Annotated in this window: 17 protein-coding genes and 1 tRNA gene; 1 reads left to right on the top strand and 17 read right to left on the bottom strand. The window is 47.9% G+C overall.

What is annotated here, in order from left to right; all coding sequences use genetic code 11:
- Positions 1–5 precede the first annotated feature (5 nt).
- The 14 genes from BLQ16_RS04750 to pdxS all read right to left on the bottom strand — a co-directional run bounded on the left by BLQ16_RS04750 (position 6) and on the right by pdxS (position 16,563).
- On the bottom strand, positions 6–1,334 hold the full coding sequence (locus BLQ16_RS04750; protein WP_091791603.1) for a MurT ligase domain-containing protein: 1,329 nt from the start codon (positions 1,332–1,334) through the stop codon (positions 6–8).
- Entirely contained in the window at positions 1,318–2,067 is a 750-nt protein-coding gene (locus BLQ16_RS04745; RefSeq protein ID WP_091791602.1) for a lysophospholipid acyltransferase family protein, read from the bottom strand. The genes BLQ16_RS04750 and BLQ16_RS04745 overlap by 17 nt, the downstream gene beginning before the upstream one ends.
- A gap of 4 nt (positions 2,068–2,071) precedes the next feature.
- Positions 2,072–3,739 carry a glutamine--tRNA ligase/YqeY domain fusion protein gene (locus BLQ16_RS04740; protein WP_091791601.1) on the bottom strand — a complete coding sequence of 556 codons (1,668 nt, stop codon included), beginning with the start codon at positions 3,737–3,739 and terminating at the stop codon, positions 2,072–2,074.
- Between the two features lie 24 nt (positions 3,740–3,763).
- Positions 3,764–5,944: a polyphosphate kinase 1 gene (gene ppk1 / locus BLQ16_RS04735; protein ID WP_159427985.1), complete on the bottom strand. Its 2,181-nt coding sequence runs from the start codon at positions 5,942–5,944 to the stop codon at positions 3,764–3,766.
- A complete protein-coding gene (locus BLQ16_RS04730) occupies positions 5,907–6,857 on the bottom strand; it encodes a Ppx/GppA phosphatase family protein (protein WP_091791599.1) in 951 nt (316 codons plus the stop codon). The genes ppk1 and BLQ16_RS04730 overlap by 38 nt, the downstream gene beginning before the upstream one ends.
- A 14-nt stretch (positions 6,858–6,871) precedes the next feature.
- Positions 6,872–7,423 (bottom strand): hypothetical protein, encoded by a 552-nt coding sequence (locus tag BLQ16_RS04725; protein ID WP_091791598.1) that lies wholly within the window; start codon positions 7,421–7,423, stop codon positions 6,872–6,874.
- Positions 7,423–8,289 (bottom strand): bifunctional methylenetetrahydrofolate dehydrogenase/methenyltetrahydrofolate cyclohydrolase FolD, encoded by an 867-nt coding sequence (gene folD, locus BLQ16_RS04720; protein WP_091791597.1) that lies wholly within the window; start codon positions 8,287–8,289, stop codon positions 7,423–7,425. The genes BLQ16_RS04725 and folD overlap by 1 nt, the downstream gene beginning before the upstream one ends.
- 295 nt (positions 8,290–8,584) lie before the next feature.
- A tRNA-Leu gene (locus BLQ16_RS04715) sits at positions 8,585–8,668 on the bottom strand.
- 610 nt (positions 8,669–9,278) lie between these two features.
- Positions 9,279–9,836: a protein adenylyltransferase Fic gene (gene fic / locus BLQ16_RS04705; RefSeq protein WP_091791595.1), complete on the bottom strand. Its 558-nt coding sequence runs from the start codon at positions 9,834–9,836 to the stop codon at positions 9,279–9,281.
- Between the two features lie 272 nt (positions 9,837–10,108).
- The gene (locus tag BLQ16_RS04700) at positions 10,109–12,367 is read right to left on the bottom strand and encodes an FtsX-like permease family protein (RefSeq protein ID WP_091791594.1); all 2,259 of its coding nucleotides are present in this window, start codon (positions 12,365–12,367) and stop codon (positions 10,109–10,111) included.
- Positions 12,361–13,056, bottom strand: a complete 696-nt coding sequence (locus tag BLQ16_RS04695; RefSeq protein WP_091791593.1) for an ABC transporter ATP-binding protein — start codon at positions 13,054–13,056, stop codon at positions 12,361–12,363. Before BLQ16_RS04695 ends, BLQ16_RS04700 begins: the two co-directional genes overlap by 7 nt.
- Before the next feature lie 278 nt (positions 13,057–13,334).
- Positions 13,335–14,162, bottom strand: coding sequence for an alpha/beta fold hydrolase (locus BLQ16_RS04690; RefSeq protein ID WP_091791592.1), 828 nt, complete (start codon positions 14,160–14,162; stop codon positions 13,335–13,337).
- A 29-nt stretch (positions 14,163–14,191) separates the two neighbouring features.
- Positions 14,192–15,553, bottom strand: coding sequence for an aldehyde dehydrogenase (locus BLQ16_RS04685; protein WP_091791591.1), 1,362 nt, complete (start codon positions 15,551–15,553; stop codon positions 14,192–14,194).
- Between the two features lie 125 nt (positions 15,554–15,678).
- Positions 15,679–16,563, bottom strand: coding sequence for a pyridoxal 5'-phosphate synthase lyase subunit PdxS (gene pdxS / locus BLQ16_RS04680; protein WP_091791590.1), 885 nt, complete (start codon positions 16,561–16,563; stop codon positions 15,679–15,681).
- Positions 16,564–16,623: 60 nt separating this feature from the next.
- On the opposite strand from pdxS, the gene pdxR reads away from it, so the two are divergent.
- Positions 16,624–17,994: a MocR-like pyridoxine biosynthesis transcription factor PdxR gene (pdxR, locus tag BLQ16_RS04675; RefSeq protein ID WP_091791589.1), complete on the top strand. Its 1,371-nt coding sequence runs from the start codon at positions 16,624–16,626 to the stop codon at positions 17,992–17,994.
- Positions 17,995–18,307: 313 nt separating this feature from the next.
- Here the strand turns inward: pdxR and BLQ16_RS04670 are convergent, their stop codons facing one another.
- Genes BLQ16_RS04670 through BLQ16_RS04660 form a run of 3 tightly spaced genes read right to left on the bottom strand, consistent with a single transcriptional unit; the run spans position 18,308 to position 21,286 of the window.
- Positions 18,308–19,330: an electron transfer flavoprotein subunit alpha/FixB family protein gene (locus BLQ16_RS04670; RefSeq protein WP_091791588.1), complete on the bottom strand. Its 1,023-nt coding sequence runs from the start codon at positions 19,328–19,330 to the stop codon at positions 18,308–18,310.
- Positions 19,331–19,346: 16 nt separating this feature from the next.
- The gene (locus tag BLQ16_RS04665) at positions 19,347–20,126 is read right to left on the bottom strand and encodes an electron transfer flavoprotein subunit beta/FixA family protein (protein ID WP_091791587.1); all 780 of its coding nucleotides are present in this window, start codon (positions 20,124–20,126) and stop codon (positions 19,347–19,349) included.
- Positions 20,127–20,140: 14 nt separating this feature from the next.
- Positions 20,141–21,286, bottom strand: coding sequence for an acyl-CoA dehydrogenase (locus BLQ16_RS04660; RefSeq protein ID WP_091791586.1), 1,146 nt, complete (start codon positions 21,284–21,286; stop codon positions 20,141–20,143).
- Positions 21,287–21,354: the final 68 nt, after the last annotated feature.

The raw sequence follows: 21,354 nt of genomic DNA, 5'->3' as shown, positions 1-21,354 counted from the left end.
TCAACTCAGTTCAAATAGCCTTCATGGGCCAAGTCCCGACGCAAATCAGCCAATGCGGTAAAGGTCGGCAAAATGTGTACGGTTTCCGTCGGCAACTGGGCAATGGCCCGGCACATATCCGGCATGGTCTCGCAAAGGCTCAAGTCGCTCGGAGCGACCCCTGCACGCACCAGCCGATTTTTTAAGACGTCCGTACGTCTGCCACCGATTAAAATGGGACGATGGCTGGTTAAGGTGACCAGTTTTTCAAAGTCTGCTTCGTTGACCCAATTGGTATCCACACCGTCAGCGGGCAAATCGTTCAAGAGGAGGGCCAGGGAAAAGGGTTCTTTTTCCAAGGCCAGCAAATTGACAATTTGGTTAAAGCCTACCGGGTTCTTAATCAAGTGTAAGGTGGCGTTTTTGCCATCAATGTCCACATTTTCCTGCCTTCCGGCCAAGGGCACCACTTTACGCATGCCTCGGGCGATGGTTTCCGCATCAAGGCCGAAGTGCCGGGCGGCGGAAAAAGCGGCTAAAGCATTGTAAAGGTTGTAAAATCCACCGGTATTAATCTCAACAGCCGTTCCGTTGATGAGGCCGGCCCCATGATGGGTGCTGACATCGTCCACTTGTTCCAAGACAAAGTCCAAAGGCGGGCGTTTAAAGGCACACTCGGTGCAGGCATATCGACCCAAGTTGCCATAAGTGCGTTGTTCATAGCTCAATGGAGCGCCGCACTGCGGGCAGAAATCGTCTTCTTTTTCCGATGCTGACTGAGGCAGGCTCTCTTGCAGGCAGGTCCCAAAATACCGAACCGGATTATTGATGCGCAAGTCAGCAAAGGCCGGCAAATCGCCGTTGGCGATAACTGTTGCCGTGGGCGCTAAACGGGCGCCATGGCGCAAATGCGCCAAAACGCCTTCGGTGGAACCATAGCGGTCTGCCTGGTCCCGGAAAATATTCGTAAAGACAAGCATTTCCGGATGAACCGCTTCCGCCACATGAGGCAAGGTCGCCTCATCCACTTCCAATACGGCAATCGGCCGCTCATGGCGTTTGAGTGTCAGAAAAGCAGAGGTGATGCCCTGCAGCATATTGGCGCCACTGGCATTGGTTAGAACCTTCGGATAAACTTCCTCCAGTGCTTTAACCAGGAGGGCTGTGGTCATGGTCTTGCCGTTGGTCCCGGTGACCAAAATACAGCGACAACCATCGGACAGTTTTGCCAGCAAATCCGCATCAATGGTTTGCGCTACTTTTCCAGGTAAGCTGCTGCCGTCCCGGCCGGCCAAGGTGAGCGCTTTCTTGGTCATTCGGCCGCAAAATATAGCCGTGTTACTTTTCAATTCCATCTTGTTCCCCCTCAAGCAACTGAGTTTGAATGGCGTCACGGCAGGCCTCTGATATGGCTTTCGTGTCTTTGGTCGCCATCAACTCAGGTGAAATAGGCGGCAGAAAGGTCAAGCGCACTGTCCCGGGTGTAAAAGTTTTTACATCCTTAGGCATAACCCGCCAGCTGCCGTCCATCGCAAATGGTACCACAGTACTGCCGGATTTGGTAGCTATTTTTAAGCTTCCTGCTTTAAATTCGCCCAATTGTCCGCCGTAACTGCGCGTTCCTTCAGGGAAAACGACCAATACATGGGCCGCCTGTTTCAGCATCTTCACTGCCGCTAAAATGGCCTCCAAGCTTTTCCGTGTTTCGCCCCGCGGAATAAAGATGGAACCGATGCCTTCTGTCCAACGGCCAAGCAAGGGGACCGCTTTCAGTTCCTGTTTGGCCAAAAAACCTAAAGGACGCGGGACCGTTGCCAACAGGATGGGGATATCAAAAAAGCTTTGATGGTTGCCAATTAAAACCACTGACCCGTCTTGTGGAATATTTTCCACACCGCGGACATCAATTTGGCAACCGGCCAAGCGGCAGATGGATTGGGCAAAGCCACTTGCTACCCCATAAATCCGCTTCATAGCGGATAAAAATGCTGTTTCGCGCTGCCGCTCCACGGAGCGCAACAAGGGCCAGCGAGTGCACAAGACAAGAAAGGCCCAGGTGTAAACCACCATCGCACGTAAATATCGCATCGGCTCAGCCCTTAAACTTATCGCGCAAGCCGACGGTCAAATTAAACACCGGGGCTTCAGCGGTATGATAGCGACTGTCAGCGCAATAATAGCCCTTGCGCATAAACTGATAGGCCTGGCCCACCTGCGCCTTCGCCAGGCGCGGTTCCACTTTACAGCCTTTTAAGACCTCTAAAGAGTGCTGGTTAAACCGTTCTAAAATATCTGCATCCTGAGGCTTGTCTTCATCCATTAAATCATCCAGTACATGAACCGTAGCGTCAACCGCATGGGTGGCTTCAACCCAGTGCAAGGTGCCTTTCACCTTCCGATCGGCGTCCGGCATACCGCTTTTGGTCATCGGATCATAGGTGCAGAGAACTTCCAAAATTTCCCCGGTTTCCGGATCTTTGATAAAATCTTCACATTTAATGATATAGCCGTACATCAAGCGCACTTCTGCGCCGGGTTTCAACCGATGGTATTTCCGGTTGGCTTCTTCGCGGAAGTCTTCTTGTTCAATGTACAAGTGCTTGCCGAAAGGCATTTCGTACGTGCCCATGGTCTCATCATTCGGGTTCACAACCCCCTGCACCCATTCAATCTGATCTTCCGGATAATTCGTCAGGGTCAGTTTAAGCGGGTTCAATACCGCCATGGCCCGCGGTGCCACGCGATTTAAATCTTCTCGTAAGCAAAAGGTCAGGTAATTTTGCTCCACCACACTATTGGTTTTAGCAACACCAATCCGCTGGCAAAATTCTTTTAAGGCTGCAGGCGTATAGCCTCGACGCCGCAAACCGCTAACCGTAGGCAAGCGGGGATCATCCCATCCATCTACCAAACCGGCATCCACTAAAGCCTTGAGGCGCCGCTTAGAGGTCATGGTATTTTCAATTTCCAGCCGGGCAAATTCTATTTGCTGGGGTCGGCTCTTTAAGTGCTCGTCTTCGGCCAATTGCTCAATAAACCAATTATACAAGGGGCGGTGGTCCTGAAATTCCAAGGTGCAAATCGAATGGGTAATGCCTTCTATAGCATCTTCCAAGGGATGAGCATAATCATACATGGGATAAATGCACCATTTGTCCCCGGTCCGGTGGTGACTGGCGTGTAAAATCCGGTAAATGACCGGGTCCCGCATGTTCATATTTGGAGACGCCATGTCAATTTTAGCCCGCAAGACCTTTTCGCCGTCTGCAAACTCGCCCTGACGCATCCGGCGAAACAGGTCCATGTTTTCAGCAACAGACCGGTTGCGGTAGGGGCTGTCCGTACCTGGTTCGGTTAGGGTGCCGCGTGTTTCACGAATGGCTTCAGCGCTTTGATCGTCTACATAAGCCAAGCCTTTTTCAATTAAGCATTCTGCCATCTCGTAAAAGGCCTCAAAATAATCTGACGCAAAGCGGACATCGCCGTCCCATTCGCCACCCAGCCAGTGCACATCCTGCATAATGCTTTCGACAAATTCATCTTCTTCTTTGATGGGGTTGGTATCATCAAAGCGCAAAAAGCAGGTCCCATCATAGGTCTTAGCCAAGCCAAAATTGAGAAAGATTGACTTGGCGTGACCGATGTGCAAATAACCGTTGGGTTCCGGCGGAAAACGGGTTGCAATTGCTGTCATGCCCGCCTGAAGGTCTGCGTCAATAATCTGTTCAATAAAATTTTTCTGTATGGTATGGTCTTCCATCTTGCACCTCTGTCTCTGTATTTATCAATGTCCACCACGAAACCATGACAGCAGCCGCTCTATAAACGTTGGGCGTTGTCCTTTATCCACCCTCGGTGGTTCAGCGACCGTCACCGCTTGTGCTGTGCGTTGTTTAAAATAAGCGTATTGCTCGTATTGGGAATCAATGGCCCGTTCCTCCAGGCCTGGATAAAGGCGCTTGTAACTGCCATCTGGCAAGGCTATTCTAGCCAATACGTTATCCGCTGCCAAAATACCTAATACATCCATAATGATCTGGCGAACCTTTGGTTCTAAAATCTGCACCGCAACTTCCACCCGGTATAAAAGATTGCGCGTCATCCAGTCCGCAGACCCGATGAATATTTTTTCACGATCGCCATGGCCAAACAAGTAAATCCGCGGGTGCTCCAAAAAACGCCCCACCATGCTCTTGACGGTAATGTTTTCCGTATACCCTTCAACACCGGGCCGCAGGCAGCAGATACCGCGCACGTAAAGGGTAATGTCAACGCCCGCCTGTGACGCCCGAATCAAGGCCTCAATCATATCTTTATGCGACAGGCCATTCAGCTTCAAAATAATTCTGGCCGGTTTGCCGGCTTTTGCAGCAGCAATTTCCTCATCAATAAAGTCCAAAAACCGGCTCTTCATTTGCAGCGGCGCCACCAGAAGATATTGGCTGCTGTCCACAAAGGCACCCAGCTGCAGCGTTTGAAAGACTCGGCTGACCTCTTCGCCAATCTGCTGGTTCTGCGTAATCAGGCAAAAATCGGTGTATTGGCGGGCTGTCTTTTCATTATAATTGCCCGTTCCAATCTGTGTAATGTACTGAACATTACGTCCGTTACGCCGCGTAATCAGACAAATTTTTGAATGGACCTTGTAATTTTCCATACCGTAAAGCACAGAGCAGCCGGCTTCTTCCAGTCGCTTAGACCAGACGATGTTGTGTTCTTCGTCAAACCTGGCCTTCAGTTCCACCAAAACCATAACGGATTTACCATTTTCTGCGGCCTTAATCAAGGCTTGTGCCACCTTGCTCCCACTGGCGATACGGTACAAGGTAATCTTGATTGACGTGACATCCGGGTCCACCGCCGCCTCATCCAATAAATCCAAAAAGCTTTTCATAGAATGATAGGGATAGGCCAGGAAAATATCGCCGCGCTCATCAAGTTTTTTAATAATCGAATCCCCCGGCTGAATCCCCGGTGGCATAATCGGCGGCATCGGGTCATAATTCAGTTCCGGGTAGTGGTCAGCCAATTCTCCACATAAACCGTAAACGTGGCTGAGCGATGCCGGAACGTATTCGGCAATCATAACGGCCCGCGGCTCTATTTCCAATTTTTGCATCAGGTATCCCTGCAGCTCTGTGGAAATATGCTGGGACAACTGCAGGCGAACGGCTTGGGATCTTTTGCGTTTGTTCAGCAATTGCTCCATTTGTTGACGCCAATCAATATCCTGATCGTATAAGGCTTCATCTACTTTCAGGTCACCATTGCGCGTGATGCGAAAAACAAACCGTTCTTGAATATCGCCACGCTTGAACAACTTATCTGCAAAATGCATGATCAGCGGCGCCATGAGGACGTAATTATAGCCGGTTTTTGTTTCATTAGGATAAATATGATAACGTCGATAATTCTGGTAGGACACCGGGATAACCCCAAAGTCAAAGGGCCGCTTTTTATTGGTCTTGAGGGCAATGCCCACAAACTGCTCCTTATTGCTGAAATACGGGAAGGGGTGGTGACTGTCTATGATTTGCGGCGATAAAAAGGGGGCAACATTGTTCTCAAAAAATCGCGTCAGATAATCTTCATCATAAGGGGTCAGTTTATTCATATTCACTTCGCGAATATCGTAGTCCGCCAGTTGATCGATAATTGAGCGGTAACACCGTTCTAAGCGCGGTAAAAGATGACGCACCTTATTGTAAACAGAGGTAAGCTGTTCTTCAATGCTCATGCCGCTTTTGCCGTCAATTTCTTCAACGCCAAGCATCAGCGCATCGGTTAAACCACCTACGCGAACCATAAAAAATTCGTCCAAGTTTGACCCATAAATAGACACAAAGCGCAAGCGTTCAAATAAAGGGAGCCGATCGTCTTCCGCCGCTTCCAAAACGCGTTCGTTAAAGCCCAGCCAGCTCAGTTCTCTATTTACAAATAACGATGTCGGAATCTCGGAACTCATTGATGCCCCTCCCTTTATTGATGGCATTCTCAATCAAATATCCTTCACGCACTCCATAGCCAATAATCACCAAGTTTTCTGCCCCTACATGCCGCATTAACTCTTCAATAATCAAAATCCCCGGCAAAAATGTCACCAGCCGCTCCGGAAGAATGCGATTCAGGATTTTAATGCCGCTTAAGCCTAAGTCGCTCAAGGTGCGATCCACTTCCAGCACATCGGCCAAGGTCAACCGGTAATCAACCGCCCGATCGTTGCCCACCAAGTGTCGATGTACCTTAGCCAAGGCCCGGGCAGTACCGCCCATACCGTATAGGGTATCTTGCTTAAATTGTTTAAAATCGCCCGCTTCTTTAAGCGATTTATTCACCCGGCGAGAGATTTTATTGCGCTCCTTGGAGTTGGGAAAAAGGCCTTTGACGTAGCGGTTGTACATCGCCAAGGTCCCGATGGGCTCGCTCATGCTTTTGGTCAGGCGATTGTCCTTATAATAGAAGAGCTGAGCGCTGCCACCACCTAAGTCAAAACCAACCGCTTCCGATTCTCCAATGGCCGAGCGCAAACCGATAAAGTCGTAATAGCTTTCATCGCACCCATCCAAAAGTTGAATGCGGATGCCCGCTTCTTTTTGAACCCGTTCCAGCACTTCTTTTTGGTTGTCGATATAACGCAAAGAAGCCGTCGCAAAGCAAAGAATATCTTCCGTATGGGTTTCCTCGCATAACACACGCATTTTTTTCATAATACGGACCAAGCGGCTTATCCCGGCTTCCGTCAATAGGTTATCCTCTATGTAACTGATGAGTTCCGCGAATTCTTTTTCGCTGATCACGATTTCAAAATCATCATTAATCACTTCATAAATTACGGTACGCATGGTATTAGAACCAATGTCAATGACTGCATATTTCATAGTTTCTGCCCCACCTATTGTTCCTTTGGCATGTCATCGTGCCAGTAAAGCGTTTGCTCATTTTCTTGAACATCTTGAAAAGCCTTGATCAACTCTTTGTCATACTTAAATGAATAGCTGAAAAAGAGCGTAATATCGTCCTGGCCGCTGTCCTTGGGGCGGATAATAATCCGGTCCGGGTAGAACATATAGCCCACATCTGCATCGCGCCAACAAAGGCTGACATCGCCGATGTCCAAGGTAATTGTCCCCCATTCGCCGATACGGACACCGGAAAGCAGGCCTCTACCGGTTTTAATGTTGCCATAAATAAACCCGATGGTGTAGTCCATCTTACCGGCGAATAAGGACAAGTGTTCAATCAAGAGCCGGCCGGGGGCGCTGACTTCCTCAATCAACCGCCGCTCGGTTTCAATGCGTTTACGGATAAAATTCAGGCGGCGTCCAATTGGTGATGACTCCCGTTCAGCATCCGTTGTTCCGCTCAGGCTTTTATGCCTATTGAGACAATTGATTAAGTCCTCACACAACAACAATATTTCTGCGTCTGATTGACGATATCCCATTACCGTCCCTCCTTTGCGGTAAAAGCAGCGGCCTCTGCCAATATGGTATTTTTCAGCAACATGGTAATCGTCATCGGCCCGACGCCGCCGGGCACAGGCGTTAAGGCGACATCCTTATTTGCCGCAAGAAAAGCCGCTTCATCCACATCACCACAGACTTTTCCGTCCTTGTTGCGATTTATCCCCACGTCAATAATGACCGCGCCATCCTTGACCTGGTCGGGCTGAATAAAGCCTGCTTTTCCGATGGCCACAACAAGAATATCCGCCTGCGCCAATTCATTGGCCAAATCCCGGGTTTTTGAATGACACACCGTCACCGTTGCATTGGCCTGCATCAAAAGCAGGGCCATCGGCTTGCCCACAATGTTTGACCGCCCAATGACCACCGCCTTCTTACCTTCCGGCGAAAGACCGGCCGCTTCCAGCAGCGCCATACAACCTTGGGGAGTACAAGGCACAAAGGCCTTCTGTCCGATTAAAAGACGCCCCAGGTTCACTGGAGAGAAGCCATCCACGTCCTTTTCAGGTGAAATGGCGCAAATAACCTTATTTTCATCAATATGCTTTGGCAAGGGCAATTGCACCAGGATGCCATGAATTGCCGGATCTGCATTTAATTGTGCCACCTCAGTGAGCAAGTCCGCCTCACTGATATTTTCCGGCAGCACAATTTTGCGGGATACTATGCCCACCTCTTGACAGGCTTTTTCTTTATTCGCTACATAAATTTCAGATGCCGGGTCATGCCCCACCAGCACCACCGCAAGACCAATCTGCCGGCCGGCCTCTTTTAAGGCAGCCACTTCCGCTTTCATGTCATGGCGCAGTCTTTTTGCCAAATCTGTTCCGCTAATTTTTTGCATCCCATTTCCTCCCGGTTAGACTTTCACTGATAGGAATATTATAGCATAAGCCCCGTCGCTTTTCAGCACTGCCGGCCGCCCATCTAAAATCTAACCCCTTCCTGACATCCTCTATACATGACGCCCACATAATCGCAGCAGCAAAACATCGTCACGCCATATGGTCGAAAAAACCTTTGCATACAAAAACGCCCTTGCCGGTAACCAGCAAGGGCGTTCTATACTGAAGGGGAGACCTAGCCCCTACGGATCTTTTCTACGCAAATAAAAAAACGCACTAAAAAGTGCATTTTTATGCCGGAGGTGGGACTCGAACCCACACGAGGTTGCCCACGGCAGATTTTGAGTCTGCTGCGTCTGCCAATTCCGCCACTCCGGCTCTCTTGATTGTCTAGGGCAGTTTTCCTTGCCGTTGACGCATTTTATAATACTATGTGTCCACTAGATTGTCAAGAGAAATAGTAAAATTTATGTGTGGAACTAAGTGTGGAAGATTTTTCCGTCTTAAAAATCGCTACAAACTGCTTCCCTAAAGGCTTCTCCCAGGTCGCCTATTTTCTTATCATTGGGGTCGCAATAGGTATCCAAAGTTATTGAAGGTCTTTTATGCCTCATACGTTTAGAAACTTGCACAACAGAAAACCTGGCGTCAAGCAGGATAGTGTTTAGCTCTTTACATAATTAAATCAGATAGCAATTCCGAATAGACCACTATGTCTTTAGACGCTTCCTTACTGATAATCATTTCACCTTTCTTGTTGAACCTTATTTTATCAATACCCCAACCGATAATTTCATCTTTCCGAGATCCCCCATATGCTCCGAGCAAAACAACGGCAGACAAGGGCTCAGAATCTTCGTCCAGAGGAAATTTTTTAAGAGAAATTCAATGTATCTATTCATTTGTTCAAGTATAAACGTTTTTCCAGACCTCTTATATTTTTCTCTTTTTGGAGAATCCACTACGTTACTACCTCCAAATTTCGCGCCTAAAGGTCATGTATATCTATACCATTCTGTCCCTCGTAATCATAGGAGACTTGTATACCTTTCATATACACTTCTCTATCGTTGATTTTATCCGTCAATGCTTCCTGGAGTAATGCTTCTAGTTCCAATGTTTTATAAGTAGACCGCCTCATGGCCTGCAAATAATCAACCTTACCTATTTTCTCCCAGCCTACACAAACCTCTAAGCTATCTTTCAGCATTAAGTTAAGCCATATTCTCATAGAGCGACCGTTCCCTTCACAGAATGGATGGGCAACGTTCATAGATGCGTATTTCTCTATTATTTCTTCAAATGTCTTATGCGGCAAATTATCTATTATTTTTAAATTTGTAGGCAGGAATATCAGTTGGGCAAAGCTAAAATTATCTTTTGCAATATTAACCTTTCTCATTTCTCCAGCAAAAGGGAATACATCTTGAAATAGATATTTATGAATGTCCGCCAACCCTTTATAGGTGCCAATTTCTATCTCGTTTATTTTCCCAGTGTCCCAGAATTCTATCGCTCGTTTTTTACTCAATTCTTCTTCCGACATGGTTTCACCTCATTTTCAGCGCAATATTCCACTTTACTACTCGTCCCAATAGTGTACCATGCCCATCAGCCATATGCCACGCCACTATCCTGAAAGGACGACAAGGCACAGGAAACCCTGAATACTTTGTCGTCTGACAACCAGCTCAAAAAAATGCTCCTATATTATCAAACTGTTATTGGTCGATTTTTTCGGAAGAAGTCATATGAGCCCACGCCTCTAGGACGCTTTGACAGGCCGCTAAAACAGTTGCTAAGGCCTGCCCCTTAGCTTTAGCCGCTGACGGTCTTGAGGGATTGCACCATATCCATTTTAGCGATCTTACGCATTTGCAAGCGTTGAACCACAAGATAAACAGCCAGGCCGAGGGCAAAGGTCAACAGGAAAACGTAGGGTGGCAGTTGGGCATCCAAGTACACGTCCACCTTTACCATGGAGGCCTTGATGGCTTTATTCAAAACAAGATTTAAAAGCGGTACACTGAGCCAGTAGTAAACGATGACAGCATTTCTTATGGAATTCATGTATATGCGGCTGATTTCACGATTGGTGAAGCCCAATATTTTAAAATACGAGATATTTTTCGTCGATTTATCCAAAATAAGCTTGCTGATAAGATAAAGCAGCAAAAAGTAGAAGCTCAGCGAGACCGCCAATGTGGCCTTAAAAACACCGGCAAAAGAAGCCATAAAGTGGCTCAGATAGCGGCTGATATCTTGACGGTCAATAACGGTGACGATAAGATCTGCGGGCAAATCCGGTTTTCGGTCGCTAAAATAAGCGTTATAAAAAGATGGCTGATGACCGGAAATATGGTTCAATGTCGTCATCGGTAAGACCGCCTGAACAGAGGTTACATCCTCCATGACTTTTTTGATAACCAGGCGATGGGTTTTGCTGGCATAGGGGACAGATACGGTAATAACATCATTCTTTTTCACCCCATACCTCCCGGCAAATCCGTGGGAAACCGCCACTTGTCCTTCTTTTAGCGCATCGATGGCGTAACGCGTATGGTAGCGGCTGCCGCGGTCCATGCCATAAAAAGAGATGCGCTTTTTTTCACCGTCCAGCCGGACGTCCAAATTGGTGACCACGCCTTTTTTAGCCCGAATGACTTCTGATGGCACGCCTTTTACAAGGGTGATCGTATCATATGGCATTTCATATTTGACCTGATCGGCATAATTTAAAAACATCGGTTCAAGGGAGAGACCAAAGATTAGCACACTGTTGGCAATAAAAAGGCCAAAAAACAAGGCTAAAATATTGCCTTTATTATCCAGCAAAACGCGAATTTTAGCGGTATTGAGAAAGGAAAACCTTTGTAAGGTAAAACGGTTCCTACGCTTTCGATCATGACGGCATTCGCTGCGCAAAAAGGCCAGGGGGCGATGACCCAAAGCCCTGAACAGGATAAGGGCGTTAATGCCAACGACAAGGCCAAACGGAATGGCACCGGCTAACAGTAAGGCGCGCAAGTCCATTACCGGCACAAAGGGCGGCAGGCTGTAAGATGTGGCATACAAACCGGCGTAGAGGCGATAGCCACCGGCGTAGGCAATGACATTACCTGCCAAAATAGCCACCAGCGTCAAAATACTCGGTGTTGCCATATAGTGTATGAATAATTCACGCCGCTTATAACCGGAAGCCAGCAAGGTTCCAATAACAGGGGCCTCTTCTTCAATGAGGCTTTTTGACTGCATCCCGGACATGAAGGCCAAGGCAATAAAACACAGGACCAACAAGGTCATCATCATGGGCACATCGCCACCCATATCATCCATAAGATAAGTGATACAACGGTTTTCATAGCGGGTAACACCGTCTAAAACTTGGTTATCCTGTTGAATGAGCTTTAAACAATCCTCCAGCTGTTCTTGAGCAGCCGTCTGTTTGACTGGCGGTTTAGCCTGATACGCGTAACAATAATTCGTTTTCGCCTGGGTCAATCCATTAAATGCCTGGTCGGTCACCATGGCAATGCCAAAATAACCGGTATCCATTACAAGATCATGCCGATTTTTTAACAGGGAGCTGTAATCCGGCGTGGTGATCAGCCCTGTGATGGTATATGCTTGACCCTCCAAGGTCAAGCAATCGCCCAAGTGAAATCCATCTACTTTTGCCAAGTTGGCAGACACCGCTATCTCGTAGTCTTTTTCAGGCAAGCGCCCGGAAGTCATAATGGGCAAATCCACATCTGTGCGATTTTTATAAAGGCGGAGTGTTTTATCTTTCCCAAATGAAATATCTTTGTAAAAGTTTTCATAAACGGTCAAGCCCTTATTTGTCAGGCGCTGAATGGCATCATGCTGCAAGGGATTAAGGGTCGTCCATTGGCCGTCTTCAACTCGCCCCTCATCCATTTGCTGATAATACAGGTCTTCTACCGTGTGTTGAGCAATGAAAAAAGATGACATAAAGGCAGTCATCAACAGGAGGGCTGTCAATAACGGCAGCACTTTACCAGGATGGGCTAAGGCCATTCTTAAAATGCGTTTGTGAATGGGGTTGCGCATTACCATCTCACATCCTTTGCGGTCAGCTTATTCTGGTTTCGCTCGACCTGCTTGAGGCTGCCGTCATGCAGTTTCAAAGTCATATCGCACATGCGAGCAATTTGCGTGTTATGGGTGGCGATGATGACCGTCGTTTGGTGGTTGGCATTCAAGTCCTCAATCAAGGCCAAAACCCCCTTGGCACTCTCATAATCCAGGGCACCGGTCGGTTCATCACATAAGAGAAGAGTCGGTTTTTTTGCCATGGCGCGGCCGATGGAGGTACGCTGGGCCTGGCCGCCGGATATTTCATTCGGGTATTTTCCCGCCTGCTCAGCAAGACCTAGGGCGCCTAAAAGCGCCTCTACAAGCAACGGGTCTTTTGATAGATAAGCGCCGGCTCGAATATTTTCCCGCACCGTTAAATGGTCAATTAAATTATAAAATTGAAAGACAAAACCGACATACTGCCGCCGATACTGGCTCAAGGCCTTTTCGCTAAGCCCTTCAAGCCTTTGACCACAAGCCTCAACATGTCCCTGGTCAATGCATTCAATACCGCCTAAAATATTCAGCAAGGTCGATTTGCCTGAACCGGACGGTCCTAAAAGACATACCATCTGCCCGCTTGGGATTTCCAAGTCAATCCCCTTTAAAACTTCCTGCCGCTGTTGATTTTTACCGTACCATTTGTGCAAATCTCGAATGCGAACCACATGTATTCCTCCTTTATAAAATAACTTGCGGCACAACCATTAGCCATAGCTAACCGTCCAACAAAAAAAGAAAGCTCACAAGAACTTTCTTTAATTATAGCTTTAGCTAATTATTTGGTCAATATTTAGTTATCATCGAGCACTTCTTTTTGTGTCGATATCCTGCTTATAGACCTGCCCCTCCTTAAACACTGGGCAGATGGACCACCAGGCAGCGTGGCGGTCATGCTCTGCTTCCCTGCCAGGCAATTTTACCCTGCCAGCTTTCTTAGAAAGGCTTAAGCAAGACATGAGTGGCGAATAAACAACTCAATTAACCGATTCACCTCGTTGGGCTTATCCGTATTCGCATTATGGCCGGCACCGTCTACCATTACCAGGGAAAGGCCGGTCCGGTCATGCCAGGCTTGATTTAACCGTTTCGATGACCCGGCCACATCTTCACTTCCACAAATCAAAAGGGCTGGGCAGTCCATCTGAAAGGGGCGGCTGTTTTCCAAGGCTTCTGCAAGCATGCGGTAGCCATGTCCGGCCAGTGCCGCATATTCCGCTTGCCTGCCATCGTAGCTCATCATCATATCCCGCATTAAATCCTGCCCATAAGGGGTTGTGGCGCACGCGGCCGGCCCTGCCTCCAAGAGCCAGGGCCAGGCACAATAACGATAAAACGGCGCTATACCCTTCAGCAGTAAGCGTTCAGCGGCAGAAGTATACCCTTTCGCCAAGGGCCCTGAGTCAATGGCAACCAATCCACAGGCCCTTGTCGGAAAAAGGGCGATAAAGGCTTGGGCAACATAGCCACCCAAGGATTGACCGATCAATAGCGGACGGCTGATTTTCTCGTACTTTAAAATTCGCTCCAACCAGGAGGCCAGTTCATTTAAATCAAAGGTTAGGGAAAATGGACGTGACTGTCCATGTCCGGGGGCGTCCCAAACCAGGATTGGAAAGCTTTCTTTAAAATATGCTATTTGTCGATTAAATAAACGGTGGTCTGCCGTTAACCCCGGCAAAAATACCAGTGTAGGTGCCTGGCCCCTTTCTACAATATCGTTCACCCAATAATGGATTGGCCCTTTTCTTGTATTAAAAACTTTTTCTTGCAAGCCAACGGCCTCCTTTTTTCATCGTAAGGTCAGCGCATAAAGCCCTTTAACAAACGATAATCCCTTGTATACGGGCCAATTTTCAGCGGCAGGCTTCCTTTACTTGATTTTTTATAAAGGCTCTTCATGTGGCTGAAGGTTGCAAAGCTGTGCTTTCCGTGATAAGCACCCATTCCGCTGTTGCCAACGCCACCAAAAGGCAGGCCTTTGCAGGTAAGGTGCGACATGGTATCGTTCAGGCAAGCGCCACCGAAAGACAAGAGCTCAAATAAGCGGTCCGCCAAGGCCCGGTTTTCAGTAAACAGGTAAAAGGCCAAGGGCTTTTCCCGTGAAGCAATAAATTGAACGGCTGATGATAGCTCCGCATAGGTCAGCACCGGCAACAAAGGGCCGAAAATTTCTTCCTGCATCAGGTCAGACGTCGGTGATACCTCCCGTAAAATGGTCGGTTCCATGGTCAACCGCACCGCATCCCTTGCCCCACCACTGACCACTTGCCCGTCAGCGCTCAAGGCAGATAACCGGTCAAAATGGCGGCGGTTAATCACCTGTGGATATCCGGCAGTCGCAAGGCCATCCGGCAATTGTTTGCCAAAGGCATCTGCCAGCTTGTGGCAAAAATCATCTGCAACCGGTTCCGCGACCAGAACATAATCCGGTGCCACACAGGTCTGTCCGGCGTTCAGGATTTTTCCGAACGCAATACTTTTGGCAGCTGCCTCAAGATCCGCATCTGCCGTCACAAGGCAGGGGCTTTTACCGCCCAATTCCAGGGTCACCGGGGTTAAATGCTGTGCGGCCGCCGCCATCACACTGCGCCCGATGGCGGGACTCCCGGTAAAGAATATATGGTCAAACTTCTCTTGCAAGAGGGCCTGGGCCAAGTCTGCCCCACCGGTCACCACTCTGATGAAATTCTCCGTAAAGGTTTCCTGGAGCATGCGCAAAATCACTTCGGTGGTGTGTGGAGACCCTTCTGACGGTTTCAGAACAGCACAATTGCCGGCCGCAATGGCGCCAATCAAAGGCATAATGGCCAAATTAAAGGGATAATTCCAGGGCGACAGGATAAGCACCACACCGTAAGGCTCTGGAATCCTATAGGCCTTACCGGGAAAGGCATTCAATCCGACTGCACATCGCTCTGGCTGCATCCATAGGCGCAAATGACGCAAGACATAATTGATTTCCTGGACCGCTAAACCGACTTCCGTCATATAGCCTTCATAATAAGATTTATTCAAATCCGCCTGCAAGGCCGCCAAAATATCCTTTTCATATTTTTGAATTGCCCGCTTGAGTGCCTTTAAGGCATCAATGCGAAATTGATAGGACCGGGTCACGCCTGTATGAAAGTATCGGCGCTGACCTAGGACTTCTTCCTTTAGCATAATGTGCCTCCTAAAATGCTGCTGCAAAACAGTCTTCCTCTTACCAATCATCATACTCTACCCTTACACGGACTCGAGTATAAAAAAACAAGCGGCCCCGTAAGAGACTGCTTGTCTTAAAAAACTTATACGCCACGCTCTGCCATTTGCGTTTTGATTTCATCACAATTGATGCCCACCATGGCCTCGCCAAGATTCCGAGAGTAGTCTGCAATTTTGGCCGGGTCATTGTAATTCTTAACGGTGTTTACAATCGCTTTCGCGCGTTTTTCAGGGTTGTTGGATTTAAAGATGCCTGATCCAACGAAGACCCCTTCGGCGCCCAGCTGAACCATTAAGGCCGCATCGGCCGGCGTTGCAACGCCACCTGCTGAAAAGTTCACCACCGGCAACTTTTTATGCTCATGCACGTACTTGAGCAAGTCAACCGGCACCTGAAGATCTCTGGCCGCCGTAAATAATTCGTCCTCATCCAGCGCGCCAACCCGGGCAATTTCTCTGGTGATTGCCCGCATGTGCGTCACCGCTTGAACGATATCGCCCGTACCGGCCTCACCTTTGGTCCGAATCATTTTGGCCCCTTCAGCAATGCGCCGTAGGGCTTCAGACAAGTTTCTAGCCCCGCAAACAAAGGGCGTATTAAACTTGTGCTTATTGATGTGGTTTTCTTCATCAGCCATCGTTAAAACTTCCGACTCATCAATATAATCAACGCCGATGGCCTCTAAAACTTGCGCTTCAACAAAATGCCCAATGCGGCATTTCGCCATCACCGGAATCTTGACCGCATTTTTAATTTCCAAAATCATTTCCGGGTCACTCATCCGCGACACGCCACCTTCGGCGCGAATATCCGCCGGCACTCTTTCCAAGGCCATGACCGCAACAGCACCTGCTGCTTCGGCAATTTTAGCCTGTTCAACGCAGGTAACATCCATAATAACGCCGCCAATAAAATTTTGTGTCAAATCTTTCAACAAAAACACCCCTTTTGTAAATTCTGAAATCATTATATAATGACATTGACCTGCAAAGAAGCGTCAAAAAAACATTAAACAAGGGGGTCAGTTGTGATTACAATCAATCGAAAAAGCTGCATTTATGAACAAATCTATGAACAGTTGCGCAATAGCATCATTACGAATCAATTGAAAAGCAATGCCAAGCTGCCCTCTAAACGCAGCTTGGCAGCTACCTTAAATGTATCCGTCAATACCGTTGAACACGCCTACCACAAGCTCCTGGACGAAGAATTCGTTTATACAAAAAACCGGTCCGGTTTTTACGTCAACACCATAGACCACGCCTTCTTCCGAAAAAATCGTCCGGTCACCTTCACTGAAGATCCAGAAGAAAGGCAACGACCTTACATCTATGATTTTTCGCCTCTTGGCGTTGATCGAGAAAGTTTTCCCTATTCCGTTTGGAAAAAAATAAGCAATGAAATCCTCTTGGACCACGAAGACCGCTTGTTAACTACGGGACATTATCAAGGGGAATACGAGTTGCGGCAAGAAATCGCTCATTTTTTAGCGGACAGTCGGTCCATCCAAGTGCATCCGTCATCAATTATCATTACGTCAGGCTTGGAATATTCTTACCTGATTTTATTTCAATTGCTGGGCGACTTAAATTTTGGGATAGAAAATCCCAGCTTTGAACGATTGGAGCGCTTGTTTCTCTCGCATAAAATCCAGTACACCTACATTCATTTGGATGAACAAGGCGCCGTCCCGGATGAAACCATCAGCCCCATTGACGTCTTAACCCTTACCCCCTCCCATCAATTTCCGACCGGCCGCATCATGCCCTTACAAAGACGAATGGACTTTCTCAATATTGCCAACGCCAGTAAAAAGTGGATTATTGAAGACGACTATGATGGAGAATTTAAGTATAGCGGGGCCCCCATAGCGCCTTTGAAAGCCATGGACATCTACGACCGGGTCATCTACCTGGGCAATTTTTCAAATACCATTTTTCCCAGCTTACGCCTGTCTTACATGATCCTTCCAGATAAGCTGCGCATTCGTTATCAAAAAAACTACGCCCTTAAATGTTCGGTCCCTTTGCTCACACAGCTCAGCACGGCAAAATTTATTGAAAGCGGCGCTTTTATCCGACATTTAAACCGGATGAAACGCGTATACCGGTACAAACGAAATTTACTCCTATCCTTTTTTAAAGACATCCCCTCTGTCTCTTTAGAAGAGAGCGATGCCGGCCTCTTTATGATTTTAAAAGTAACAACGCCCTTATCGGAAGAGGAGCTCTGTAGACGGGCCGAACGCAGTGACATCCTCATTCGGCCGCTTGCCTATTTTGAAACGACCGGCACTGAATTCAGCAAGCACTTCCTGCTCTCCTTTTCAAGCATTGAAACGTCACGTCTTTTAGAGGCCCTAAAGGCGCTGGCCGCCGCATGGGCCTCGACCGACTAACCTTGGTAATTTTTCTAAGGACAGGTCCCTGGGACACATCCCTTCTCTATCATTCAATAGCGGTGCACTTAACTTAACAAGTCAAGGGCCATTTCGGATTGGTTTCAGCCGATAAGTTTTAGCCCTTGTGCTCTCTTAGGGCAGAATAAACATAATGATTCATCGTTCCTCCCGGTATGTTTGCCTCCGTCGACATCATTTTACCGGGAAATGATGAATCATTTTTTCTTGCGCTTAGTTTGTAAATGCAAGGCATAAAAAAATCCGCCCTAAGGGCGGATTTTAGCGAGGGGTAGAAGAGGAATGGAGTCTATTAGCCTTCCGCTTTGGCAGCCTGTTCGGCAGCAATGGCTTCAGTCAGCGCCGGAACAATGGTATGCCAATCGCCGACAATGCCGACATCGGCAATGTCAAAAATCGGTGCGGTGGCGTCTTTATTAATAGCAATGATATAATCGGATTCTTCCATGCCGGCCAAGTGCTGAATGGCCCCGGAAATCCCGATGGCAAAATACAGGTCAGGACGAACGGTTTTACCGGTTTGACCTACTTGCTGGTCCTTTTCCAGCCATCCCGAGTCAACTGCTGCCCGGGAACCGGCCACAACACCGCCCATTTTATCTGCTAAAGCTTCTAAAATGGCAAAGTCTTCTGCATTACCGATTCCGCGGCCGCCAGAAACCAAGATTTTAGCGTCTTGGATGTCCATGCGTTCGCTGACCTTGCGAATGACTTCTGTCACTTCGACAAACTTATTGTTTTTCGTTAAATCAGGCTTCCAGTTGATGACTTGCGCTTTTGCCGTTTTATCGACCGGGCGTTTCACCATAACGCCGGGGCGAACGGTGGACATTTGCGGACGGAAGTCCGGGCATAAAATGGTTGCCATCAGGTTACCGCCAAATGCCGGACGGGTCATCATCAAGTTCTTCGTATCCGGATCAATTTCCAGCTTGGTGCAGTCTGCCGTCAAGCCGGTATGGACACGACCGGATACACGCGGTGCCAGGTCACGACCAATGGCCGTTGCGCCATATAAAACGATGGCCGGCTGAAATTCTTCAATGGCCTGATAAATGGTTGATGTATACGGTTCGGTTGTATAGTTTTCCAAGCAAGGATCATCGACAACAATGACTTTTTGTGCACCGCGAGCGGCTAAATCATCTGCCAAAGACGCGATATTATGCCCCATAACAATGGCCGTTACTTCGGTGCCCAAGTCTTCTGCCAGTTCGCGGCCTTTACCGATTAATTCATAGGCCACGTTTGATACTTTGCCATCCAGTTGTTCTGCAAAAATTAACACGCCTTGGTAAGCGTTTTGATCTGCCATATTGGTCACACCCTTTCTACAGCATGAAGCGTTCTTTGAGCTTGTCGACAATATATTCTACCGATTCTTCCGGGCTGGCTTCAATCTTGGTCCCTGCAGCTTTAACCGCTTTCGGGAAAGATTTGACCACTTTGGTCGGGGAGCCTTTTAAGCCGAGATCATCAGCATTGGCGTCAAGGTCTTCAAAGTGCATTTCCTGAATTGGTGCTTCAAATGCTTTAAAAATACCGCCGGGCGTCATATAACGCGGTTCATTTAATTCAGCCAGAGCCGTCACCAGGCAGGGCATTTGTGCTTTGACCATATGGTAGCGGTCTTCAAATTGCCGCTTAACAATTACATAATCGCCATCCACGTGCAATTCTTCAGCATAGCTGACATTCGCAATGCCCAAGTGTTCGGCAATTTGCGGACCGACTTGCGCCGTGTCCCCGTCAATGGCCTGACGACCGGTAATCAGAAGGTCAAAGTCCATTTTTTTAAGTGCCAAAGACAGGGTATAGCTGGTGGCCCAGGTGTCTGCCCCGCCAAATGCCCGGTCGGTTAAAAGAACACCTGCATCGGCCCCCATGGCCATGGCTTCACGCAAAACAGCCGTTGCCTGAGGTGGCCCCATGGTGAGAACCGTAACTTCAGCGCCGGTTTCTTCTTTTAAACGAAGCGCTGCTTCCAAACCGGATTTGTCATCCGGGTTCATAATTGAGGGTACCCCTTCACGAATAAGAGTCCCTTTAACCGGGTCCAGCTTAACTTCCGTGGTATCCGGTACTTGTTTGACACAAACCACAATCTTCATTGAAAAGTCCCCCCTTACGATAATAAGTTCCCTGAAATGACCATCCGCATCACTTCAGAAGTACCTTCATAAATTTCGGTAATTTTTGCATCACGCATCATGCGTTCAACATCATATTCGGCAATATAGCCGTAACCACCGTGCAATTGAACGGCGCGTTCGGTTACAAAGCGGGCACATTCTGAAGCGGATAATTTTGCCATAGCGGCTTCATAAGAAAAACGTTTGATTTTCGGATCATCTTTTGCCATAGCGGCTTTGTACACCAAGTGGCGTGCTTCTTCAATGCGCGTGGCCATTTTTGCCAATTCAAATTGAATGTACTGGAACTTACCGATGGCACGTCCAAATTGTTTACGTTCTTTAACATATTCAAGGGTCACATCTAAAGCCCCTTCAGCCAAGCCCAAGGCCTGGGCTGCGATCCCGATGCGCCCGCCGTCTAAGGTGGTCATGGCAATACCGAATCCACGGCCTTCGCGTCCCAACATATTTTCTCTCGGAATGCGGCAGTCTTCAAAAATCAATTCATAGGTCGAGGAGCCACAAATCCCCATTTTACGTTCTTTGGTCCCGAAGCTGAAGCCCGGCGTTCCTTTTTCAACGATGAAAGCGGTAATCCCCTTGGTGCCAACGCTTTTATCCGTCATTGCAAAGACGATATAAGTATCGGCTTCTTTACCGTTGGTGATAAAGATTTTAGACCCGTTCAGAACATATTCATCGCCATCTAAAACGGCTTTGGTTTGCTGGCCGGCCGCATCTGTACCGGCACCCGGTTCCGTCAAGGCAAAAGCACCCAGTTTGCTGCCGTTGGCCAAGGGAACCAAATATTTTTGTTTTTGTTCTTCTGTCCCGTTTTTAAGCAGGCAATCGGCACACAGAGAGGTATGCGCAGACACGATAACCCCCGTTGTACCGCAAACTTTTGATAATTCTTCTACGGCCAGGACATAGGTCATGGTGTCGCAGCCTTGACCACCGTATTCCTCAGGAATGGGAATCCCCATAAACCCGTATTTTTGCATTTTTTTAACCGTTTCCCGCGGAAATTCGTGACTTTCGTCAACTTCCTGGGCATAGGGCTTGACCTCTTTTTCAGCAAAATCTCTAAACAGTTGCTGAGCCATCGCCCGTTTTTCGTCCAATTGAAAATCCATGCAAATACCTCCTTTGATTTTGACATCTGTTTCAATGAAATTTTGTGCAATAATTCACTAACAGAAAT

The organism is Peptococcus niger (assembly GCF_900101835.1).
In the GTDB taxonomy this organism is placed as follows: domain Bacteria; phylum Bacillota; class Peptococcia; order Peptococcales; family Peptococcaceae; genus Peptococcus; species Peptococcus niger.
The sequence above is the reverse complement of the archived record's forward strand: the minus strand, read 5'-3'. Positions and strand labels throughout refer to the sequence as shown.